This is a genomic window from Hypericibacter adhaerens (genome assembly GCF_008728835.1).
Classification (GTDB): domain Bacteria; phylum Pseudomonadota; class Alphaproteobacteria; order Dongiales; family Dongiaceae; genus Hypericibacter; species Hypericibacter adhaerens.
Genome location: NZ_CP042582.1, coordinates 628,888 through 647,932, shown reverse-complemented (window position 1 = coordinate 647,932; position 19,045 = coordinate 628,888). Strand labels below are relative to the sequence as shown.

16 protein-coding genes are annotated in these 19,045 nt (G+C 67.8%); 6 read left to right on the top strand and 10 right to left on the bottom strand.

All coding sequences use genetic code 11. The features are described from left to right. Positions 1–21: 21 nt before the first annotated feature. The 9 genes from FRZ61_RS02885 to FRZ61_RS02845 all read right to left on the bottom strand — a co-directional run bounded on the left by FRZ61_RS02885 (position 22) and on the right by FRZ61_RS02845 (position 12,389). Positions 22–1,179, bottom strand: a complete 1,158-nt coding sequence (locus FRZ61_RS02885) for an iron-containing alcohol dehydrogenase (RefSeq protein WP_151114887.1) — start codon at positions 1,177–1,179, stop codon at positions 22–24. 31 nt (positions 1,180–1,210) lie between these two features. Then, positions 1,211–3,250 (bottom strand): sodium:solute symporter family protein, encoded by a 2,040-nt coding sequence (locus FRZ61_RS02880; protein WP_151114886.1) that lies wholly within the window; start codon positions 3,248–3,250, stop codon positions 1,211–1,213. A 72-nt stretch (positions 3,251–3,322) separates the two neighbouring features. Further along, on the bottom strand, positions 3,323–3,733 hold the full coding sequence (locus tag FRZ61_RS02875; protein WP_151114885.1) for a hypothetical protein: 411 nt from the start codon (positions 3,731–3,733) through the stop codon (positions 3,323–3,325). A 34-nt stretch (positions 3,734–3,767) separates the two neighbouring features. Beyond that, entirely contained in the window at positions 3,768–5,468 is a 1,701-nt protein-coding gene (locus FRZ61_RS02870) for a flotillin family protein (RefSeq protein WP_151114884.1), read from the bottom strand. Positions 5,469–5,600: 132 nt separating this feature from the next. Beyond that, on the bottom strand, positions 5,601–6,302 hold the full coding sequence (locus FRZ61_RS02865) for a bacteriorhodopsin (protein WP_151114883.1): 702 nt from the start codon (positions 6,300–6,302) through the stop codon (positions 5,601–5,603). Positions 6,303–6,356: 54 nt separating this feature from the next. Then, the gene (locus FRZ61_RS02860; protein ID WP_151114882.1) at positions 6,357–7,751 is read right to left on the bottom strand and encodes an ABC transporter permease; all 1,395 of its coding nucleotides are present in this window, start codon (positions 7,749–7,751) and stop codon (positions 6,357–6,359) included. A 16-nt stretch (positions 7,752–7,767) separates the two neighbouring features. Then, positions 7,768–9,213, bottom strand: a complete 1,446-nt coding sequence (locus FRZ61_RS02855) for an ABC transporter permease (protein WP_191909270.1) — start codon at positions 9,211–9,213, stop codon at positions 7,768–7,770. A 259-nt stretch (positions 9,214–9,472) separates the two neighbouring features. After that, positions 9,473–11,215 carry a sugar ABC transporter ATP-binding protein gene (locus FRZ61_RS02850; protein ID WP_151114881.1) on the bottom strand — a complete coding sequence of 581 codons (1,743 nt, stop codon included), beginning with the start codon at positions 11,213–11,215 and terminating at the stop codon, positions 9,473–9,475. A 67-nt stretch (positions 11,216–11,282) separates the two neighbouring features. Beyond that, positions 11,283–12,389, bottom strand: coding sequence for an ABC transporter substrate-binding protein (locus FRZ61_RS02845; RefSeq protein ID WP_225309080.1), 1,107 nt, complete (start codon positions 12,387–12,389; stop codon positions 11,283–11,285). Positions 12,390–13,165: 776 nt separating this feature from the next. Here FRZ61_RS02845 and FRZ61_RS02840 point away from each other — a divergent pair. Both FRZ61_RS02840 and FRZ61_RS02835 read left to right on the top strand, forming a co-directional pair. Further along, positions 13,166–13,375, top strand: coding sequence for a cold-shock protein (locus FRZ61_RS02840; protein ID WP_151114879.1), 210 nt, complete (start codon positions 13,166–13,168; stop codon positions 13,373–13,375). Between the two features lie 118 nt (positions 13,376–13,493). Continuing rightward, complete coding sequence (locus tag FRZ61_RS02835; RefSeq protein ID WP_225309079.1) at positions 13,494–13,811, top strand: YkgJ family cysteine cluster protein; 318 nt, start codon at positions 13,494–13,496, stop codon at positions 13,809–13,811. A 27-nt stretch (positions 13,812–13,838) separates the two neighbouring features. On the opposite strand, the gene FRZ61_RS02830 is transcribed toward FRZ61_RS02835, so the two are convergent. Next, the gene (locus FRZ61_RS02830; protein WP_151114878.1) at positions 13,839–14,771 is read right to left on the bottom strand and encodes a LysR family transcriptional regulator; all 933 of its coding nucleotides are present in this window, start codon (positions 14,769–14,771) and stop codon (positions 13,839–13,841) included. A 123-nt stretch (positions 14,772–14,894) separates the two neighbouring features. On the opposite strand from FRZ61_RS02830, the gene FRZ61_RS02825 reads away from it, so the two are divergent. The 4 genes from FRZ61_RS02825 (at position 14,895) to FRZ61_RS02810 (ending at position 19,017) form a co-directional block, all read left to right on the top strand. Beyond that, positions 14,895–15,593, top strand: coding sequence for a pirin family protein (locus tag FRZ61_RS02825; protein ID WP_151114877.1), 699 nt, complete (start codon positions 14,895–14,897; stop codon positions 15,591–15,593). A gap of 378 nt (positions 15,594–15,971) precedes the next feature. Next, the gene (locus FRZ61_RS02820; RefSeq protein ID WP_151114876.1) at positions 15,972–17,828 is read left to right on the top strand and encodes an amidohydrolase; all 1,857 of its coding nucleotides are present in this window, start codon (positions 15,972–15,974) and stop codon (positions 17,826–17,828) included. A gap of 38 nt (positions 17,829–17,866) precedes the next feature. Further along, positions 17,867–18,601 carry a YoaK family protein gene (locus FRZ61_RS02815; protein WP_151114875.1) on the top strand — a complete coding sequence of 245 codons (735 nt, stop codon included), beginning with the start codon at positions 17,867–17,869 and terminating at the stop codon, positions 18,599–18,601. A gap of 11 nt (positions 18,602–18,612) precedes the next feature. Further along, on the top strand, positions 18,613–19,017 hold the full coding sequence (locus FRZ61_RS02810; protein ID WP_151114874.1) for an SRPBCC family protein: 405 nt from the start codon (positions 18,613–18,615) through the stop codon (positions 19,015–19,017). The last annotated feature ends 28 nt before the right edge of the window (positions 19,018–19,045 follow it).

Sequence of the window (19,045 nt, the reverse complement as noted above, 5' to 3'; positions counted from 1 at the left end):
GCATCGGGACGGTCTCGCTCCTCACCAGGCCTGTTGATAGATCGCCAGCGCGTCCGCCTCGGTCACGGGCCGCGGATTGTTGACCAGGAGACGGGTCTGCTTCATCGCGTCGCGCGCCAGCATCGGCACCGCGTCGGCCGGGATGCCGACGTCGCGCAGGCGCTGCTGCAGCCCGCAGCGGGTCGAGAGGCCGGCGAGCTTGTCGGCGAAGGCCGCCGCGCGCACCTGGCTGCCCACCTCCTCCAGTTCCGGGAAGGCGTCGGGCGCGATCTCGACATAGGCGGCCGACGAGGTCTCGGCGTTGAAGCGCAGCACATGGGGCAGCATCAGCGCGTTCGAGAGGCCGTGCGGGATGTGATAATGGCCGCCCAGCGGATAAGCCAGCGCATGGACCGCCGCGACCGGCGAGTTGGCGAAAGCCTGGCCCGCCAGCATGGCGCCCAGGAGCATGTCGCCGCGCGCGGCCTTGTCCTTGCCGTTATGGACGGCGCGCTCCAGCGCCGCGCCCATGAGCCGCAGCGCTTCGCGCGCGAGCGCGCGGGAGACGGGGTTGTTGGCGGGGCTGGCCGAGGCATAGGCCTCGATCGCATGGACCATCGCATCGATGCCGGTGGCGGCGGTCACCGCCGGCGGCAGGCCCAGCGTCAGGTCCGGATCGAGCAGCGCCACGTCGGGCAGGATCACCGGGCTGACCACGCCCTTCTTCTCGCTGGCGCCGGTGGTGACGATCGAGACCGGCGTCACCTCGGAGCCGGTGCCGGCCGTGGTCGGCGCCAGCAGGAGCGGCAGGCGCGGCCCCTTGGCGTTGCCGACGCCATAGGCATCGGCGAGCTTCTCCGTGCCCGGCGCCAGCAGCGCCGCGAGCTTGGCGACATCCATCGAGGAGCCGCCGCCGAGCCCGATCACGCCCTCCGCCTTCAGGTCCTGCGCGACCTTGGTGCAGGCCATCACCACATGCTCCGGCGGATCCGCCTCGACATCCGAGAAGAGCGACACCGCCACGCCCGCGGCCTCGAGCGACATCAGCGCCGGCTCGATCAGCCCGACCTTGATCAGGCCGGGATCGGTCACCAGCAGCACGCGCTTGCCGAGCTGGGCGGCCGTGATCTCGCCGATGCGGGCGAGCGAGCCCTCGCCGAACACGATCCGGGGCGCGGTATTGAAGTTGAACGGTTTCATCCTCTGCCTCCTGGTCTCATGGCCCCTGCCGTCACTGCCCGAAGATCCAATGTGCGGCCGTCAGCGCCGCCAAGGCGATCACGAGCCCCCAGAACCAATTCTTCCAGTCCGACGCCAGCGCCGCCTTCGAGAGCGGCGCCGGCTTGTGCTCGACATGGAACTCGACGCTGCCGAGCGGCACCGTGGAGAGCCCCATCCGGTAGGCGAGCAGCCAGATCATCAGCACGCCCAAGGCCCACCAGAGAATCTGCCAGGCCCAGATCGAAGGCAGGCTCAGGCCCCAATCGGCCGGGCCGCCATTGGGCTTGCCGAAGAGATCGTTGCCCCAGACCGCGCCCGGCCCGATCGCGAAGAAGATCCAGGCGAGCGCGATCGCCCAGGCGGCCGCGCGCAAGGGGCGGCGCTCCGGCGCAACGCCGGCTTTCTCCGCGAGGTAAGCGTGGAACCGGGCGCGATGGGCGCGCTCGGGCCCGCCATAGGTCAGGGCCGACACGATCAGGCAGGTGACGAGGTTGAAGAACATGCCCCAGGCCGCGGAATGGATCGTCCAGGGCCAGCGGCCCCAGGGCAGATGCAGCCCGACGAAACTGGAGATCGACTGGCCGAAAGGTTCGGTGAAGACGACGGCGACGAGGCCGAACACCAGCCCCACGATCACGCCCTGGCGGGTGAGCCAGGGGAACCAGCAGACGGCGGCCAAGGCCGGCCAGAGCTGGAAGCCGAAGGAGAGTGCCAGCGCGCCCAGCTCGCTTTCGGTCCGCGGCAGGTAGGAGGCCGTCAGCAGCGCCGCCAGCAGCACCAGCCCGACGCTGATGCGGCCATAGAGCTTGAGCTCGCGGTCGCCGGCGGCGGGGTTGAGATAGCGCTTATAGACGTCGCGCGACAGGATCGTGCCGGCGGTCGAGGCGTAGAAGGCGACCATCGCCTGGATCGCCGCCAGCGCGCAGACGGCGAGAAGGCCCGTGAACCAGGGATCGTTCTTCCCGATCGCCTGGATGTAATAGGCGATGAGGTTGGCCGGGTCCTGGCCCGCGGTCGACGGCAGCCAGATCGAGACGGCCATGCCGGCCTCGGTCATGGAAGGCGAGGCGCCGAGGAAATGCGCGCCCATGCCGATCAGCACGGCGAAGAAGACGAGGATCACGCCGACCGCCGCGGCCGAGGCCCAGACCTGCTGGATGCCGAAGCCCTTGGCGCTGCGGCAGGCGAAGGCCCAGATGGTGAAGGCGGGCGCCGCCTGGATGCCCATCAGCGCGAAGCTGTAGCTCAAGATCATCGAGGCGGTCCAATGGCCGCCCACCGGCGCCTCCTGCCCGAGACCGGCCGTGAACTGGACCACGCCCGGGATCGCGAGGTTGGCGTTGTAGCCCGCAGCCGTGGTGCCGCCATCGCCCAGCGCGCTGGCGCCGAGCTTGGCGAGCGCCGCGTTGAACGGCACCAGGCCGCCCAGCTTGCCATAGGCGACGAGCCCGATCGCGGCGAGGCCGGCCGCCAGGAGCAGCCCCTGGAAGGTGCCGACATAGGCGACCGCGCGGAAGCCGCCGACGCAGACATAGAGGAACAGCACCGCGGTCATGACCCACATCGCCACATGACGGTCGACCGTGCCCTCGGAGAGGATCTGGATCAGGAAGCCCGAGGCCGTGAGCTGCATGGCAAGGAAGGGCACGGAGAAGACCAGCGCGATCAGGATGGTGAGGCGGCGCATCCCCTCGCTGCCGAAATAGTCGGCGAACATGTCGCCCGGCGTCACATAGCCGAAGCGCTTGCCGAGCAGCCATTGGCGCTTGAGGAAGAGCACGCCGGTCAGCGGGATCACGATCGCGGCGAAGGAGCTTTCGGCGAAGGAGAAGCCGTCCTCGAAGATGAAGGCGGGATGGCCGAGGAAGATCCAGCCGGAGAAGGAGGTCGCGGTCGCGGCCAGCACGAAGATCCAGGGCGAGATGCCGCGGTCGGCCAGGAAATAGTCGTTGGCCGTGCCGACGAGCCTGGCGCTCGCGGCCCCCCAATAGACGCAATAGGCCCAGTAGGCGCCGACGCAGGCCAGCAGCCAGATCACGCTCTCAGACAAGGAGGCGGCCCTCCCCGACCGAGGCGGCTACGCCGCGCGGGAACGCCGGCCGACGATGTGCCGATCGCCGCATCAATGCCGGCCTCTGTGGTGGAACATCGAGAACGAGCCCTTCAGTCCGTATCGGGTCACCAGATAGACGAGGAAGGCGACGATGATCGCGGCGAAGCCCGAGAGCCCGACCACGATGTCGGTCGTGCCGAAGGTCGGATCGAAGATCCAGCTCGCCACGAAGCCCAGGACCGCGATGCCGAAGCCGATGAAGCCCAGCGCCACCTCGCCGGGGGTGAAGCCCCGGCCATAGACCTGGTTGATGATCACCTGCGCGATGAACCCCACCAGGATCAGCGCGAAGCCCAGGAGGCCGAGCGCGATCGTGCCGCCGTTGACGCCCGACAGGATCAGGCCGAGCCCGAAGGTGCCGAACAGCCCCCAGTTCGCGATCACGGCCAGCCGCCGCTCCGTCTGCCTGATGGTGAGCATCGTTTCTCCTCGCCGCTAAGGCCGCAGCCCCGCCTCAGCTCTTGTCGCGCGGGCTGGGTTCCGGCGGCGTGGCGGCATGGCCCTTGAGCAGGTTCCCGAGCCCGCCCACGGCGCCGCCCTGGATGCCGATCTGGTGCAGCAGGTCGTCGACGAAGGGCGCCTGCGCCCGGTAGCGTAACGCGGCGTTGACCGCGCTGTCGGCCAGGCTGCGGCCCTTGGGACCGCCGTCGCCGCCGCCCTGGTCGCCGCCGCCGGGGCCGGCGATGACGCCATCGACGCCGGCGCTGCTCAAGCCCGGCAGGCCGTCGACCTGGAGGATCTTGATCGATTCGATCCGCTCCATCGGCTTGACGCTTTCGCGGATGATCTCCGGCAGGTTCTCGACCAGGCGGCGGTGCAAGGCCGAGCGCCGGCTCGCATCGGAACGGAGATTCTCCGCCTCGTTGAGGGCGCGCTGGCCCTCGGCATCGACCGCGTAGCGGTATTTGGCGGCGTCCGACGCCGCCTTGTCCGCGGCCGCCCGCTCGATCGCGGCCTTCTTCTCGGCCTCGGCGATGGTGGTCAGCTTGATCGCCTCGCGCTCCGCCTGCTGCTCGGCGTCGATAAGCTCGATCAGCTTGCGGCGGTCGGCGATCTCCTTCTCGCGCAGGGTCGTGACCTTCTCCTGGGCCTCGATCATCAGCGAGCGCGCCTTCTCGGCGGCGGCCTGGGCCTCGGACTGCGACTTCGACTTCTCGGCCACCGCGATGACCCGCTCCTGCTCCTCGATCTCGAGGGTGCGGCGACGCTGCACCTCGAGCTTCTCGGTCTCCCGCTCGCGCTCGATGCGCTCGGCCTCGAGCACCCGCTCCTGGCGGATGCGGGCCCGCTCGATCTCCTCGGAGGCCCGGATCTGGGCCTCCTCGATTTCGCGGTCGCGCTCGGTGCGCTCGATCGCGATCTCGGCCTTCTGCTGGGCGCGGCGCAGCGCGATCTCGCGTTCCTGCTCGAGACGCGAATACTCGCTCTCCTTGTCGATATCGAGCGCCAGCTTCTCCGATTCCAGATTCTTGTTCCGGACCGCGATGGCGGTGTCCTGTTCGATGTCGTTGCGCTTCTTCTTGCGGGTCTGGATCTCTTCGGTCAGGCGGGTCAGACCCTCGGCATCGAAGGCGTTGGAGGGGTTGAAGAGCTTGATGTCGGTCTGGTCGAGGCTGGTGAGGGAGGCGGTCTCCAGCTCCAGGCCGTTCTGCGTCAGCGAGCCCGCGACCTGCTCCTTGACGCCCTTGATGTAGCGGCCGCGATGCTCGTGCATCTCCTCCATGGTCATGGTGGCGGCGACCATGCCCATCGCGTCGACGAAGCGGCCCTGCACCAGGTCCTTGAGGCTCTCGGGGTTCATCGTGCGCTGTCCCAGCGTGCGGGCGGCCGTCGCGACCGCCTCGGGCTGCGGCATGACCCGGACGAAGAACTCGACCGTGACCTCGACGCGCATGCGGTCCTTGGTGATGAGCGACTGCTCCTTGCCGCGGCGGACCTCGAGGCGCAGCGTGTTCATGCTGACCTCGGTCACGTCATGGACGATCGGCAGCACCAGGGCGCCGCCGCCCATGACCACCTTCTCGCCGCCGAAGCCGGTGCGGACGAAGGAGATGTCCTTCGTGGAGCGCCGGTAGAGCCAGTGCAGCAGATAGACGGCCACCGCAATGACGATCGTCGCCAGAATGATGATGGCAATGATGTTTGCGCCGTTCATATGTCGTTCCTCCCTAATCGTTCGCGGGACGGCGGCCTGCGGGGTCCGCGTCCCGTGCCGAGGCCGGCCCGTCGAACTGACGCGCGGGCGGCTGCCGGTGTGGTTGCTGTCGCTTCATGACCTCTGTCCGTTTCATCGCGCGGTCGCCGATTCCTTCGCGGCCGCATAGAGGATGATCAGGCCGAACAGGATCTGGTTGATGAAGTCGGCGAGGTTGTAGACGATGCTGAGGGTGCCCTCGTCCACCCCGCCGGCGAAGCTGCCGATGAAGTAGCAGAGCGGATAGATCGCCCAGCCGATCGTCACCACCAGCCGCAGCCAGAAGAAGCCGGTCTGCACCGTCTCGCTGGCGCTCTTCGTGTTGATCTCGCCGAGCTTGCCGAAATAGACCTCGCCCAGGATGTAGAGCCAGCCGACGATCCCGATCAGGAATCCGAGCGTCGGGTGCATGAAGCCGACCTCGCCCATGTAGCGCGCGAGGATCATGACGATGGCGACGACGAGCAGCCGCCAGAACAGGCCCGTGGGCGGGCGCGCCACGGTGCCGATGAAGAAATAGAGCGCCAGCACCTGGATCGGCACGGTGATCAGCCAGTCGATATAGCGGTAGATGACGGGCATCTGGCCCGCCGTCAGCCAGACCTCGCGCGCCTGCCAGTAATAGGCGGCCGCGAGCATCGCCACGATGCCGGCCAGCGCCACCGGGAGCTTCCATTTCCGCGAGACCCAGCCGGTCCCGAGAAACAGCAGCACCGCGGTGCCGATCATGCCGATCAGGAGCAGGGTGAATGTCCCGCCGGTAACATCGGTCGACTGCAGCAGCTTCACTTCCATCAGATGCCTCCCGAGGCAACGCGCTTTCTTGTCAATCGTTCGAGCAAAACGGAACTAGACCTGGGTCCGGATATGCGGCGACCTCGCATAGAGGGCCACCATGGGCAGGATCAGCAGGCCGAAGATGAACTGCTGCCACTGGTAGTTCAGGCCGATGCCGACCAGGAACGAGGTCAGCACCTGCAGCACGAGCACGCCGATCACGGTGAAGCCGTAGCCGCCGGCCCCGCCCAGGAGCGAGGTGCCGCCGATCACCACGGCCGCCAGCGTCATGAAGAGGTAGGGCTGGCCGACGCCGATGAAGCCGCCGCCGCTCCAGCCCAGGAGCAGGCAGCCGGTGAGGGCCGAGACGCCGCCGCTGATGGCATAGGCCGCGACCCAGTAGCGCCGCTCCGAGATCGAGAGCCGGGAGGCCGAGGTGCGGTTGCCGCCCAGCGCATAGAGATAGCGGCCATAGACCGTGTTCTTCATGCCGACGATGAGCGCCGCCGCCACGACCAGCCAGACCAGGATCACGGGCGGGAAATCGAGCCCGAAGGTGGTGCCGTTCATGGCCGCGAGGTTGCTGAGCCATTCGGGAACCGCGCCGAACACGTTGCCGGCGAAGCGCGAGCCCAGGCTGGTCAGGATCTGGGTGATGCCGGAGGTGGCGAAGCCGATGCCGAGCGTGAGAATCAGGGCTTGGCCCTGAAGCCTGAAACTCAGGAATCCGTTGAGCAGCCCGATCAGCACCCCCACCAGGGTGATGATGATGACCGCGATCCAGCCCGGCATGCCGAGCCCGATCAGGTAGAGCAACCCGACATTGGCGGCGCCAATGACGAAGGGGATCGAGAGATCGAGGCCGCCCAGAAGCGCCACCATGGTCTGGCCCACGCAGGCCAGCCCCAGGAACGAGGCGAAGAGCAGCATCGACTTGATGTTGGCCGGGTAGATGAAGCCGTCGATCTTGAGCGAGCCCACCACGAAGAGCCCGACCAGCACCGTGAGCCCGATGAAGGCCGAGCGGTTCTCGACCACGAACTTGCTCATGAAGGCGGAGAAGACGAGCAGGCCCACCAGCACCAGGAGCGAGATGATGTTGAGGACCGAGAAGAAGCCCTCGATCGTGATCGAGCAGATGCCGAACACGAGCAGCAGGATGATCAATCCCGCGATGACGGCGCGGTTCTTGCGGACGAAGCCGCGCCAGGCGGCGCGCCCCGAGGGGGCGACCAGGTTGCCGTCGGCATCGCGGATCTCGGGCGCCGCGGTCCTGGTTCCCTCCGACCAGCGCATGGCGAAGGCGCGCCAGGCCCAGGCGACCAGCGCGAAGGTGGCCGCGGTATAGAGGATCACCTGCTGCGCCGGCAGGCCCTGGTAGAAGCCGAAGATGAGCCCGATGCCGGCCACGATGAAGGCGACGGCGAGGCCGGTCCATTTGAGCGCGGCGAGGGTCGACTGGCTCATCCCGATCTCCCCCGTCTCACGGCGAGCTCTCGGCCGCCGGCGCGCGCAGGCCCGCGATGACGTCGTGATTGGCGGCGACATAGACGCCCAGCAGGACGAAGGCCGCGACGACGACATAGACCAGGGGCGACAGCGTCCGGACCCGGCCGGCCTGTGCCACCATCGAGCGCAGGATGACCAGCACCGAGAGGATCAGCAGCGCGGCGACGGCAAGCGGTCCGGCCAGGCTCGAGCCGCCGGCGAGCGCCGCGGCCTCGCCGGTCTGCTCGAAGATGAAGCCGGTGCCGGCGGCGGTCTCGGCCGGCGCGGTCGTGGCGCTCGAGGCAGCAGAGGCCGTGCCGGTGGCGGCCGTCGCCTCGCCGCTGCCTGTCGAGGCGGCCGCTGCCGCCGCCGGTGGCGGCGCCGAATAGTCGTAGGTGGCGTGGATGATGACGCCGAGCCCAATGATCGAGAGGATCACGAAGAAGAGCAGCGGCGAGATGCTGCGCACCACGTCGCGGATATAGGGCAGCACGATCGTCAGCAGGAGCGACAGCACCAGGATCGTGCCGTAGGCGAGATCGGTCACGAAGCTCTGCACCGCGCCGAAATTGAAGGTCGCGAGCACGAAGGTGATCAGATAGATGTTGACGGCGCCGAGCAGCGAGCCGATGGCGCCGCCGCGCCCGCCCGCGAGGCTGGCGCCGCCCAGCACCAGCGCCGTGACCGCGATCAGGGTATAGGTGGTGCCCTGGGTCGGGTCGCCCGAGCTGATCAGCGAGGTGTAGGTGAGCGCCGCGAGGCCCGCGAAGAGGCCCGAGATCGCATGGGCACCCAGCCGGACCAGGTTGATGCGCACGCCGCTGGTGAAGGCGGCGCGCTCGTCCGAGCCCATCAGCCGCAGATGGCCGTAGAAGGCGGTGCGGGTGAAGAGCAGCCAGGCCACCGTGGCGACGATCAGGATCGCCGTCACCGGCGAGAAGATCGAGATGCCCTCGGCCCAGCTCATCATCCAGTCGGGGGCGGTGCCGCCCGGGCGCTCGAGGATCACGAGATTGATGCCCGAGAGCGCCAGGTAGCCGCTGAGCGAGACGATGATCGGCTGCACGCGGATGAAGACGATGATGAGGCCCATCAGGAGCTGATAGGCGACGCCCACGGCCAGCGCGTAGAGGAAGAAGGCGATCGGCGAGGAGATGAGGTCCTGGCCGAAGAGCTGCACCAGCGTGACGTTGATGAAGCCGATCAGCGGCCCGATCGAGAGATCGACGGTGCCGCGCCCGGCGATGACGGTGGCCATCAGCGCATAGGTCGCGAGGATCAAGGGCGCCGCGACGATGATGGCGCTGCCGAGGCCGGCCATGGTGACGAGGCTCTGGCTGCGCAGCACCGCCACGATCAGCAGCGCGAAGAACAGCACCATCGGCACCAGCAGATAGGCGCTGCCGGCGGCCGAGGAGGAACGAGCGGGGGTCGCCGCCATCAGCGCCTCCCCGGCATGGCGCTGCAGATGCGAGCTCGCTCTTGTCCCCTCCCCCGTCTCCGGGGGAGGGCGAGGGAGGGGGCCGCTCGGTCGATGAAGCCGGAGCGAAGCGGCCTCGCGCTGTATCCGCTATCGCGTCTTCCCCCTCTCTGACCCTCCCCCTCGAGGGGGGAGGGGAAGTGAAGGTGACGCTGCCGTGATTCCACCCCTGCCCGACACAAAACGCGACGCCGCGGCGCCGCTATGAGGCCTGCGCGGATCATTCGCCCGGGGTGCCTTGCCAGTCGCGGCCGTTCCGGCTCATCCAGGGCGGCAGGCCGGCGCTGCCCGGCACGAGGCCGTTGACCTTGCGGCGGGCCGGCGGGGCCTCGCCCGGGGTCGCGGCACGGTCCTCGCGCTGGCGCCGGTTGCCGCGCGCCTGGCCGAACATGGCCTCGAGGATGTTCGCGGGCTCGATCGCATCGCCGGCGAACTCGTCGAAGATGCTGCCGTTGCGGAACACCACGACGCGGGTCGCGAAGCCGACGAACTCCTCGATCTCGCTCGACAGATAGATGACCGACTTGCCGCGCTGGGCGAAGGCGGTCAGATGCTTGTAGAGCTCGGCCTTGGCGCCGACATCGACGCCGCGCGCGGGATCGTTCAGGACCAGGATGTCCGGATTGAGCGCGAAGGCGCGCCCGATCAGGACCTTCTGCTGGTTGCCGCCGCTGAGCGAGGTTATCTTGTTGCTGCGCTCGCCCATGCGCACGGCGAGCCGCTCGACCTCCCAGTCGAAGATCGCGCTGAGGCTGCTCCAGTCGATGACCGCCACCTTCCCGCCCCGCGCCAGGCGCCGGTAGAGCGGCATCAGCAGGTTCTCGTAGATGCTCATGTTCGCGAAGATGCCTTCGCGCTTGCGGTCGCCCGAGACATAGGAGACGCCGTTGCGCGTCGCGTCCAGGAGATCCCGGATCTCCGTGAAACCGTTGCCGGCGGTGCGGACCATGGGCAAGCCCTCGGCCGCCTTGCGCACGCCCGCCAGCACGGTCACGAAATCGCTCTGCCCCTGGCCGTCGAGACCCGCGATGCCGAGCACCTCGCCCTTGTGGAGCGCGAAATCGATCGGCTGGCTTTCCGGCCAGACCTTGAGCTTGCCGGTCTTCATGACGACGTCGTGGTGCAGCACCTCCTGCGCCACCGCCGTCGTAATATGGGGCGATTCGCTGCGGCCGGTCATGAGGCCCAGCAGGTTCTTCTCGGTGATCTCGCCCTTGCTCAGCACGCCCACGTCGCGCCCGTCGCGCAGGACCGTGGCGCGGTCGGAGATGCGGATGAGCTCGGCGATGCGATGCGTCACGATCAGCACCGCCGATCCCTGGTCGCGCAGCTCGCGCATCTTGGCGAAGAGCCGCTCGGTCGAATCGAGATCGAGGGCGGCCGAGGATTCGTCGAGGATCAGCACCTTGGGCCGCTGCAGCAGCGCGCGGCCGATGGTGATCCACTGCTTGATGGAAAGGGGAAGAAGACCCACCGGCCCCTCGACGTCGATGTCGACCGCGGCCAGCTCCTTCATCATGATCTCGGCGTCGCGGATCTTCGCCCGCATCGGCAGCGTCTTCGACCAGAGATGGTCGGCGCCGAGATAGAGGTTGTCGACGACCGAGCATTCGTCGGCGACGAGCACCTCCTGGAACACGGTGGCGATGCCGGCATGGCGGGCGTCGTGCGGCGAGCTGGGGGTATGGCCGACGACCGAGACCTTACCGGAATCGACCGGCAGGACGCCGGACATGACCTTGGCGAGCGTGCTCTTGCCGCAGCCATTGCCGCCGACGATGGCGTGGATCTCGCCGAGCGAGGCGCTGAAATTGCAGCCGTCGAGCGCGCGCGTCACGCCGAAGGTCTTGCGCACCTCGGTGACGGTGATGTCGCCGCCGAGCGAGACCAGGGTCGCCGCCGGAGCGCTTCCGGCCGCGGCGCCGGGCTGGCGTGTCGATGCTTGTTGAACGGGTGAAGCCATCTCGCGGGATCGATCCCGAAAAGGGCCGCCGGCGACGCATGCGCCGGCGGCCGGATCGGGCGATGTCTTACGGCTTGTACTTCTCGGGATCGGCCGGATGCAGGAAGAACTGGTCGAGATAGCTGGTCCCGCCCCAATTCTCGATGCCGACATTCTCCCACTTGTCCGAATTCTCGTCGCAGTTCTCGGGCAGACGGGTCTTCACGTCGTCATAGGTGAACTTGACCGAGTCCACCAGGATCGACTGGATCTTCGGGCCCTGGCCCTGGAGCGTGCGCATCATGATGTTCCAGATCAGCTCGATATCGTCTCCGGGAGGCCACAGCTGATAGGACTCCTTGAGATAGTCCGGGTTCTTGCGCCAGTAGCAGAGCGCGCCCGTCTCGCCGCCGAAGGTGATCGGGATCATCTTGCGGCCCGACTGCTGGAGCGCGCGCAGCACGCCCAGCTCCGCCGCCGACTGGACGATGATGCCGTCGAGCTGGCCCGGATGGGTCGCGAGCCACTTCTGCACCTCGGCCTGGCCGATCTGGTCGGTCCACATGCCGGCCACGTCGCCGACGATCTTGATGTCCTTGCTGGAGGCCAGGCCCGCCTTCATGCCGCGGTCCTGCGAATCGGAGCCGGAGGTGCCGGTGATGCCTTCGACGACCAGGACGTTGCCCTTGCCGCCGAGCTGATCGACCAGCGCCTTGCCGACCTGATAGCCGCCGAGCTGGTAGTTGTTCGAGGAATTCACCGCATAGGGCGAGGTCAGGTAGCCGGTGAAGGAGAAGACCGGCACGCCCTTGTCATAGGCGTATTTGACCGAGGCGTTGAGCGCGGTCGGGTTCGAGCAGCAGACGATGATCGCGTCCACGCCCTGATCGACGAGCTGGCGGATCTGCTGGATCTGCACCGCGTCCTTCAGGTTCGACTGGGTGATGATCACGTCCTTGAGCAGGCCGAGCTGCTTCCATTTCGGAATGATCTCGTTCTGCAGGCGGTCCATCGCCATGGCGCGCCAGGTGTTGCCGGCATAGGAGCTGGCATAGCCGATGGTCCAGGGCGGCGAACGCTTCGCCTTCCAGTCGCGATAGGCGCTCGGCCCGATCGGCTGCTGCGGATCGAGCATGTCCTTGTTGTAGAGCTTCGCCACGAGGTCGGCCGGCAATTCATCCAAGCCCTCGGCCATTGCCGCGCCGGACAACAGCAAGGGAATCAAAGCCAACAGATAAGTCAGTCTTCGAAACAGCTTCATATGGTCACTCCTCCCTGCGTTTTCCGACAGTGGCCGGCTGGTCGCGGCTTCTTGCTGCAGCGGGGCGGCTGGCGGTGGCGCCGGCCGCCCGAGGTGCTCGTTCATTCTATTGAACAGCTATCGGGGGAATGAACCTTTGCACCGAGTCATTGACCCGTCAAGGCTATTCAAGATCGAACAGTTCATGCTGCGGTTGCACAATGGCCCATGCTGCAGCTGCACAGTGAGCCTTGCTGCAGTTGCGTAATGCCTCACCCCGGATGGCCGGCAGGGTGATGGCGAAGAGCCCCGGAAATCATCCGAAGCGCTTGGCGCCGACATTCGCGGGCAAATGTTAATGCAAAGCATCGGCGCATGCATAGCCGCGCGTCGCATTTTCCGCGGCGGCCCGCGCTCCGGCCGGGCTCGCGGGCGCTGCAGCGCCGGATCACGAGGCCAGGGTCTTTTTGCAACCGGCAATTGCCGGCGGGGCGGGGCGGAACCGGTCGGACCGGGAGATCGCCCCCGGCAAGGACCCGCTTGCAAAACCGGGCGCCCGCCCCCATCTTGCTGCCATCGACATTTGGCCGGACTACCGGGCCGTTTCGCCTTTGCAGACGCTGGGCGCTGGTTCTGATCCCCACCAAACATCGACGATTCGGGCGGGCATGGCGTTATCTTGCGCGGGCTCGGCCCTCAACGCACCCACGTCACCTACAAAGGATAGAGTTATGAAGACGGGTACTGTGAAGTTCTACAACACCCAGAAGGGCTATGGCTTCATTCAGCCGGACGACGGCGGCAAGGACGTGTTCGTCCATGCCACCGCGCTGGAGAGGGCGGGCATCCGCACCCTCAATGAAGGCCAGAAGGTCTCCTTCGACACCCAGGAAGACCGCCGCACCGGCAAGACCGCCGTCGGCACGCTCAAGGCCCTCTAAGAGCGCACCAGCCTGGACTGTGAAAGCCGCCCCCGCCCTGGGGGCGGCTTTTTCGTTGCCAGCCGGCATGATCGGCCCCAGGCTCGGCGCCAAGGCGACGAGCAGGGATCTTGAGCCCGTGATCGAAACCGGACTTTCGCCCGAGACCGCCTCGATGCTCTGCCAGAGCTGCGGCGCCTGCTGCGCCTATTCGGCCGACTGGCCGCGCTTCTCGCTCGAGAGCGAGGAGGCGCTGGCGCGGATTCCCGAGGCGCTGGTCGATGCCGGCCGCGGCAAGATGCGCTGCGAGGGGGATCGCTGCGCCGCCCTCACCGGCGAGATCGGCCGATCGACCGCCTGCTCGATCTACGAGGTCCGCCCCGATGTCTGCCGCGCCTGCCAGCCCGGCGACCCCGAATGCCTCACGGCCCGGCGCCATTACGGTCTTCCCGTCTGACCTCCCCGCCCGCCGGCAGGGCCGTTCCTAGCGCTTCCGGGGCGGCGCCTCCCAGGGTGCCGTCCCGCCCGAGAAGCGCTTGACCAGGAAATCCATCAGAACCTGCACGCGCGCCGGCCGGATCGCGCTCGGCGGGGTGACCAGATGGAGCGCGATCGGGGGCACGGTCCAATCGGTCATGACGGTCTCGAGCGTGCCGGCGCGAAGCTCGCGCCAGACCAGGAACTCGGGCTGGAGCGCCAGGCCCAGCCCCGCCAGCAGCGTCGGCGTCAGGAGCTCGGCATTGTTGACGCGCAGCGGGCTCTCGATCCCGATCGCGTATTCGCCATGCCGCTTATGGACGAAGCGCCAGGCATCCCGCGACCGGCCCAGCGTGTAGAAGAGGCCGCGATGCTGGGCCAGGTCCTTCGGATGCTTCGGCCTTCCATGCGCCGCGAAATAGGAGGGCGCCCCCACCAGCAGGATGCGGACCTCGCAGAGCCGCCGGGCGATCAACGAGGAATCGACCAGGGTCGCGATGCGCAGGGCCAGGTCGAAATTCTCGCTGACGAGGTCGACCTGCTCGTCGCTCAGGCTGAGCTCGATCGAGACCTCCGGATAGGCCTTGAGGAAATCGGGCAGGATCGGCGACAGATGCGCCACGCCGAAGGACATGGGTGCTGCCAGGCGCACGCGCCCGCGCGGTGCCGCGGACTGCGCCTTGACCTCGGCCTCGACCGCCTCGCCTTCCGCCAGGATCCGTTCCGCGCGCTCGAGCGCGCCGCGGCCGCTCTCGGTCAGCGACAGCCGTCGCGAGGTGCGGTGAAACAGGGGCGTGGCGAGGTTCTGCTCGAGGCGGCTCACCGCCTTCGAGACGGTCGCCTTCGACAGGCTCAGTTCCTCGGCGGCCCCCGAGAAGGAGCCGAGATAGGCAACGCGGGCGAAGATCGCCCAGGCTTCGAAGTCCGGCAGCTTGGCCATTTTCTGGAAACAATAGTTTTCTATGCTTTCTATTTCGGTAACCGCCGGCCCACCCCATTGTCAAGCCATGGAAACGGGCCGGCCCTCCCGAGAGGCGGCCGGCGTCGGAAAGGACGGAACATCATGATCGATCGCAGGTCATTCGAATCGCTGGGCGGCGCCAACCATGGCTGGCTCGACGCCAAGCATCACTTCTCCTTCGCGGAATATTACGACCCCCAGCGCATGGGCTGGGGCAGCCTGCGGGTCTGGAACGACGATACCATCGCGCCCAACTCCGGCTTCCCGGCGCATCCCCACGCCGACATGGAGATCATCACCTATGTCCGCGAGGGCGCCATCACGCATCAGGACAGCCAGGGCAACCGCGGCCGCACCGAGGCCGGCGATGTCCAGGTCATGAGCGCGGGTTCGGGCATCCGCCATTCGGAATACAACCTCGAGCAGGGCCAGACGAGGATCTTCCAGATCTGGATCCTGCCCAACAAGCGGGGCGGCACTCCCTCCTGGGGCGCCAAGCCCTTCCCCAAGGGCGAGCGCTCGGGCCGCTTCGTCACGCTGGCCAGCGGCTACGAGGCCGATACCGAGGCGCTGCCGATCCGCACCGATGCGCGCGTGCTGGGCGCCACGCTCAAGGCCGGCGAAACGGCGGAATATACGCTGGGCAAGAACCGCCGCGGCTATCTCGTGCCGGCCAAGGGCAAGGTCGAGGTCAATGGCGTGACGATCGACGCCCGCGACGGCGCCGCCATCCAGAACGAATCGGTCTTGCGCGTGACCGCGCTCGAGGATGCCGAGCTCGTCCTGGTGGACGCCGCCTGACCCGGAATTCCACTGGCATCGATACATTATCCCCTCCCCCGGAACGGGGGAGGGCGATCGCATAAGGTGCTTTCTTCACCTCCCCCCTTGAGGGGGAGGGGATTTAAGCACCTCGCCACATGCGATGGCCCTGCACCGGACGAAAGGAGCTTGTGATGAAACCTTCTATCGTTCCGCTGGTCGGAGAGCCGTTGAGCCGTTCCCGCGTCCCGTTGCTGCCGGAGCCGGCCGCCCCACTTTCCTCTTCCAACGACGCCCCGCCAGCCGCCGGATAGGATTCCCGCCGTGAAGGGTCCTTCGCGCCGCCATCTGCTCGCTTCCGCCGCCACGCTCGCGCTGGCTCTCGCCAGCCGACCCCATTCCGTTCAAGGAGCCGCCATGCAACCCGATCTGATCCTGACCAACGGCCGCTTCACCACGCTCGACCGCGGCAACCCCAATCCCGAGGCGGTGGCCATCACCCAAGGCCGCTTCAGCGCCGTCGGCGACGCGCGCGACATCCTGGCGACGAAGGGCGCCGGCACGCAGATCCTCGATCTCGGCGGACGGCGCGCGATCCCCGGGCTGGTCGACAGCCATCTCCATGTGATCCGCGGCGGCCTCAACTACAACATGGAGCTGCGCTGGGACGGCGTGCCGACGCTCGCCGACGCGATGGCGATGCTGAAGCGCCAGGTGGCGGTGACGCCGCCGCCGCAATGGGTGCGGGTCGTGGGCGGCTTCACCGAGCATCAGTTCGCCGAGAAGCGGCTGCCGACGCTGGACGAGATCAATGCGGTGGCGCCGGAGACGCCGGTCTTCATCCTTCATCTCTACGACCGGGCGCTCATCAACCGCGCGGGCCTGCGCGCCGCGGGCTACGGCAAGGACACGCCCAACCCGCCGGGCGGCGAGATCGTCCGCGACGCCGCGAGCGAGCCGACCGGGCTCCTGCTGGCGAAACCCAACGCCACCATTCTCTACTCGACGCTCGCCAAGGGCCCGAAGCTGCCGCCCGAGATCCAGCTCAACTCCACGCGCCACTTCATGCGCGAGCTGAACCGGCTGGGCGTCACCGGCGCCATCGATGCCGGCGGCGGTTTCCAGAACTATCCCGAGGATTATCAGGTCATCGGGAAGCTCCATAAGGACGGGGAGCTGACGATCCGCATCGCCTACAACCTCTTCACCCAGAAGCCGGGCGGCGAGGTGGACGATTTCAGCCGCTGGGTCGGCATGGTGAAGCCGGGCCAGGGCGACGATACCTATCGCGTCAATGGCGGCGGCGAGATGCTGGTCTTCTCCGCGGCCGATTTCGAGGACTTCCGCCAGCCGCGCCCCGACATGCCGGCGAAGATGGAGGGCGAGCTCGAGCAGGTGGTGCGCATCCTGGCCCAGAACCGCTGGCCTTGGCGGCTCCACGCCACCTATGACGAGACCATCGGCCGTGCGCTCGACGTGTTCGAGAAGGTGAACAAGGAGATCCCGCTCCAGGGGCTGCACTGGTTCTTCGACCATGCCGAGACGATCACGCCGCGCAACATCGACCGCATCGCGGCCCTGGGCGGCGGCATCGCCATCCAGAACCGCATGGCCTTCCAGGGCGAATATTTCATCGAGCGCTACGGCGCCGAGGCGGCCGAGGGCACCCCGCCCATCAAGCGGATGCTGGCGGCAGGCGTTCCCGTCGGCGCCGGCACCGATGCCACCCGCGTCTCGAGCTACAATCCCTGGGTCTCGCTCGCCTGGCTCGTGACCGGCAAGACGGTCGGCGGCACCCGGCTCTATCCGCCCGGCAACCGGATGGATCGCGAGCAGGCGCTGCGGCTCTGGACCGAGGCCAATGCCTGGTTCTCAACCGAGCAGGGCAAGAAGGGCCGGATCGCGGTGGGCCAGCTCGCCGATCTCGCGGTGCTCTCGGGCGACTATATGTCGGTGCCGGAGGACGAGATCGCGCATCTCTCCTCGGTGCTCACGCTCCTGGGCGGCAAGGTCGTCCATGGTGCCGACGATTTCTCGACGCTCGCCCCGGCCCTGCCGGCCGCCGCCCCCGACTGGTCGCCGGTGCGCCTCTTCGGCGGCTATCAGGATCGCAAGACGGGCCAGCAGCAGAAAACCCTGGCCGCGGCCTGCGGCTGCGGCCATGAATGCGCCGTGCATGGCCACGACCATGCGAGCGCCTGGGCGAGCCGGGTTCCGGTGAGCGACGAGCGCAGCTTCTGGGGCGCCTTGGGCTGCGGCTGCTGGGCGGTGTAGAGAGAACGGAACGCGAGCAACGGAGGAGAGAACGAGGCATGGTCTCCAGCGCCGCCGCCGTACCGGCCGCCGCCTCTCCTCCGCCCGCCGTTGCCAGGCCGGCCGTCACCGCGGCGCTGCTGGCCTATACGGCGGGCTTCGTCGATACCTGCGGCTTCATCGCCCTCTTCGGCCTGTTCACCGCCCATGTCACCGGCAACTTCGTGCTGATCGGCGCCTATATCGCGACCGAGCATCAGGGCATCGTCGACAAGCTCCTGGCCCTGCCGGTCTTCGTGCTGGCGGTGGCCCTCACCCATCTCTTCGTGCTCAATCACCGGCGCGTCAGCCGGCACACGGTCTGCTGGGTCCTGGGGGGCCAGATCTTCTTCCTGACCCTGTTCCTGTTGGTGGGCATCGGCGCCTCGCCCTTCGCCAGCGGCGATGCCCCGCTGACGATCCTGACCGGCATGCTGGGCGTGACCGCGATGGGGATCCAGAACGCCGCCTCGCGCAGCCTCTTCGCGAGCCTGTCGCCCACGACGATCATGACCGGCAACGTGACCCAGCTCGTCATCGATCTGGTCGAGCTGATGCACAGCCACGCCGACCGCGCGGCCGCCGCCGCGCGGCTGCGCAAGATCGGGCTGCCGGTCGCGACCTTCACGGCCGGCGCCCTTACCGGCGCGCTCGGCTACCGTTTCATCGGGTTCGCCTGCCTCGCGGTTCCGATCCTGACGGCATCGGCGGTGCTCTGGGCCGCGCTCGCCGCCCGGGCCGCGCCGGCACGCTGACGGGGGCGGCCATGACCGACCCCGAGGTTCGTGTCCTCACCCAGTCGATCGAGCGCGACAGAGCCGAGGTCTACGGCTTCCTCGCCGATCCGCGGAACTTCGCGAAATGGGCCTCGGGACTGGGCGCGGGCCTGGAGCCCTCCGGCACGGAATGGACCGCGCAAGGGCCGGAAGGTCCGGTGCGGATCCGCTTCGCGCCGCGCAACGAATATGGCGTGCTCGACCATGTCGTGACCGTGGCGCCGGGCGTCGAGGTCTATGTGCCGATGCGCGTGACCGCCAATGCCGACGGCACCGGCAGCTTGGTCACCTTCACCTTGTTCCGGCAGCCGGGCATGAGCGACGAGAAATTCGCCGCCGATGCCGACTGGGTGCACCGCGATCTCGATACCCTGAAGAAGCTGCTCGAGGCGTGACACGCACAGGATCTCTGCCGTGCGAACG

What these genes read in the sequence shown, in the direction of transcription:
- FRZ61_RS02810 (WP_151114874.1), top strand. Translation starts at nt 18,613, where the DNA reads ATGACCGACCCCGAGGTTCGTGTCCTCACCCAGTCGATCGAGCGCGAC.
- FRZ61_RS02820 (WP_151114876.1), top strand. Translation starts at nt 15,972, where the DNA reads ATGCAACCCGATCTGATCCTGACCAACGGCCGCTTCACCACGCTCGAC.
- FRZ61_RS02830 (WP_151114878.1), bottom strand. Translation starts at nt 14,771, where the DNA reads ATGGCCAAGCTGCCGGACTTCGAAGCCTGGGCGATCTTCGCCCGCGTT.
- FRZ61_RS02885 (WP_151114887.1), bottom strand. Translation starts at nt 1,179, where the DNA reads ATGAAACCGTTCAACTTCAATACCGCGCCCCGGATCGTGTTCGGCGAG.
- FRZ61_RS02870 (WP_151114884.1), bottom strand. Translation starts at nt 5,468, where the DNA reads ATGAACGGCGCAAACATCATTGCCATCATCATTCTGGCGACGATCGTC.
- FRZ61_RS02865 (WP_151114883.1), bottom strand. Translation starts at nt 6,302, where the DNA reads ATGGAAGTGAAGCTGCTGCAGTCGACCGATGTTACCGGCGGGACATTC.
- FRZ61_RS02815 (WP_151114875.1), top strand. Translation starts at nt 17,867, where the DNA reads ATGGTCTCCAGCGCCGCCGCCGTACCGGCCGCCGCCTCTCCTCCGCCC.
- FRZ61_RS02855 (WP_191909270.1), bottom strand. Translation starts at nt 9,213, where the DNA reads ATGGCGGCGACCCCCGCTCGTTCCTCCTCGGCCGCCGGCAGCGCCTAT.
- FRZ61_RS02845 (WP_225309080.1), bottom strand. Translation starts at nt 12,389, where the DNA reads ATGGCCGAGGGCTTGGATGAATTGCCGGCCGACCTCGTGGCGAAGCTC.
- FRZ61_RS02840 (WP_151114879.1), top strand. Translation starts at nt 13,166, where the DNA reads ATGAAGACGGGTACTGTGAAGTTCTACAACACCCAGAAGGGCTATGGC.
- FRZ61_RS02850 (WP_151114881.1), bottom strand. Translation starts at nt 11,215, where the DNA reads ATGGCTTCACCCGTTCAACAAGCATCGACACGCCAGCCCGGCGCCGCG.
- FRZ61_RS02875 (WP_151114885.1), bottom strand. Translation starts at nt 3,733, where the DNA reads ATGCTCACCATCAGGCAGACGGAGCGGCGGCTGGCCGTGATCGCGAAC.
- FRZ61_RS02825 (WP_151114877.1), top strand. Translation starts at nt 14,895, where the DNA reads ATGATCGATCGCAGGTCATTCGAATCGCTGGGCGGCGCCAACCATGGC.
- FRZ61_RS02860 (WP_151114882.1), bottom strand. Translation starts at nt 7,751, where the DNA reads ATGAGCCAGTCGACCCTCGCCGCGCTCAAATGGACCGGCCTCGCCGTC.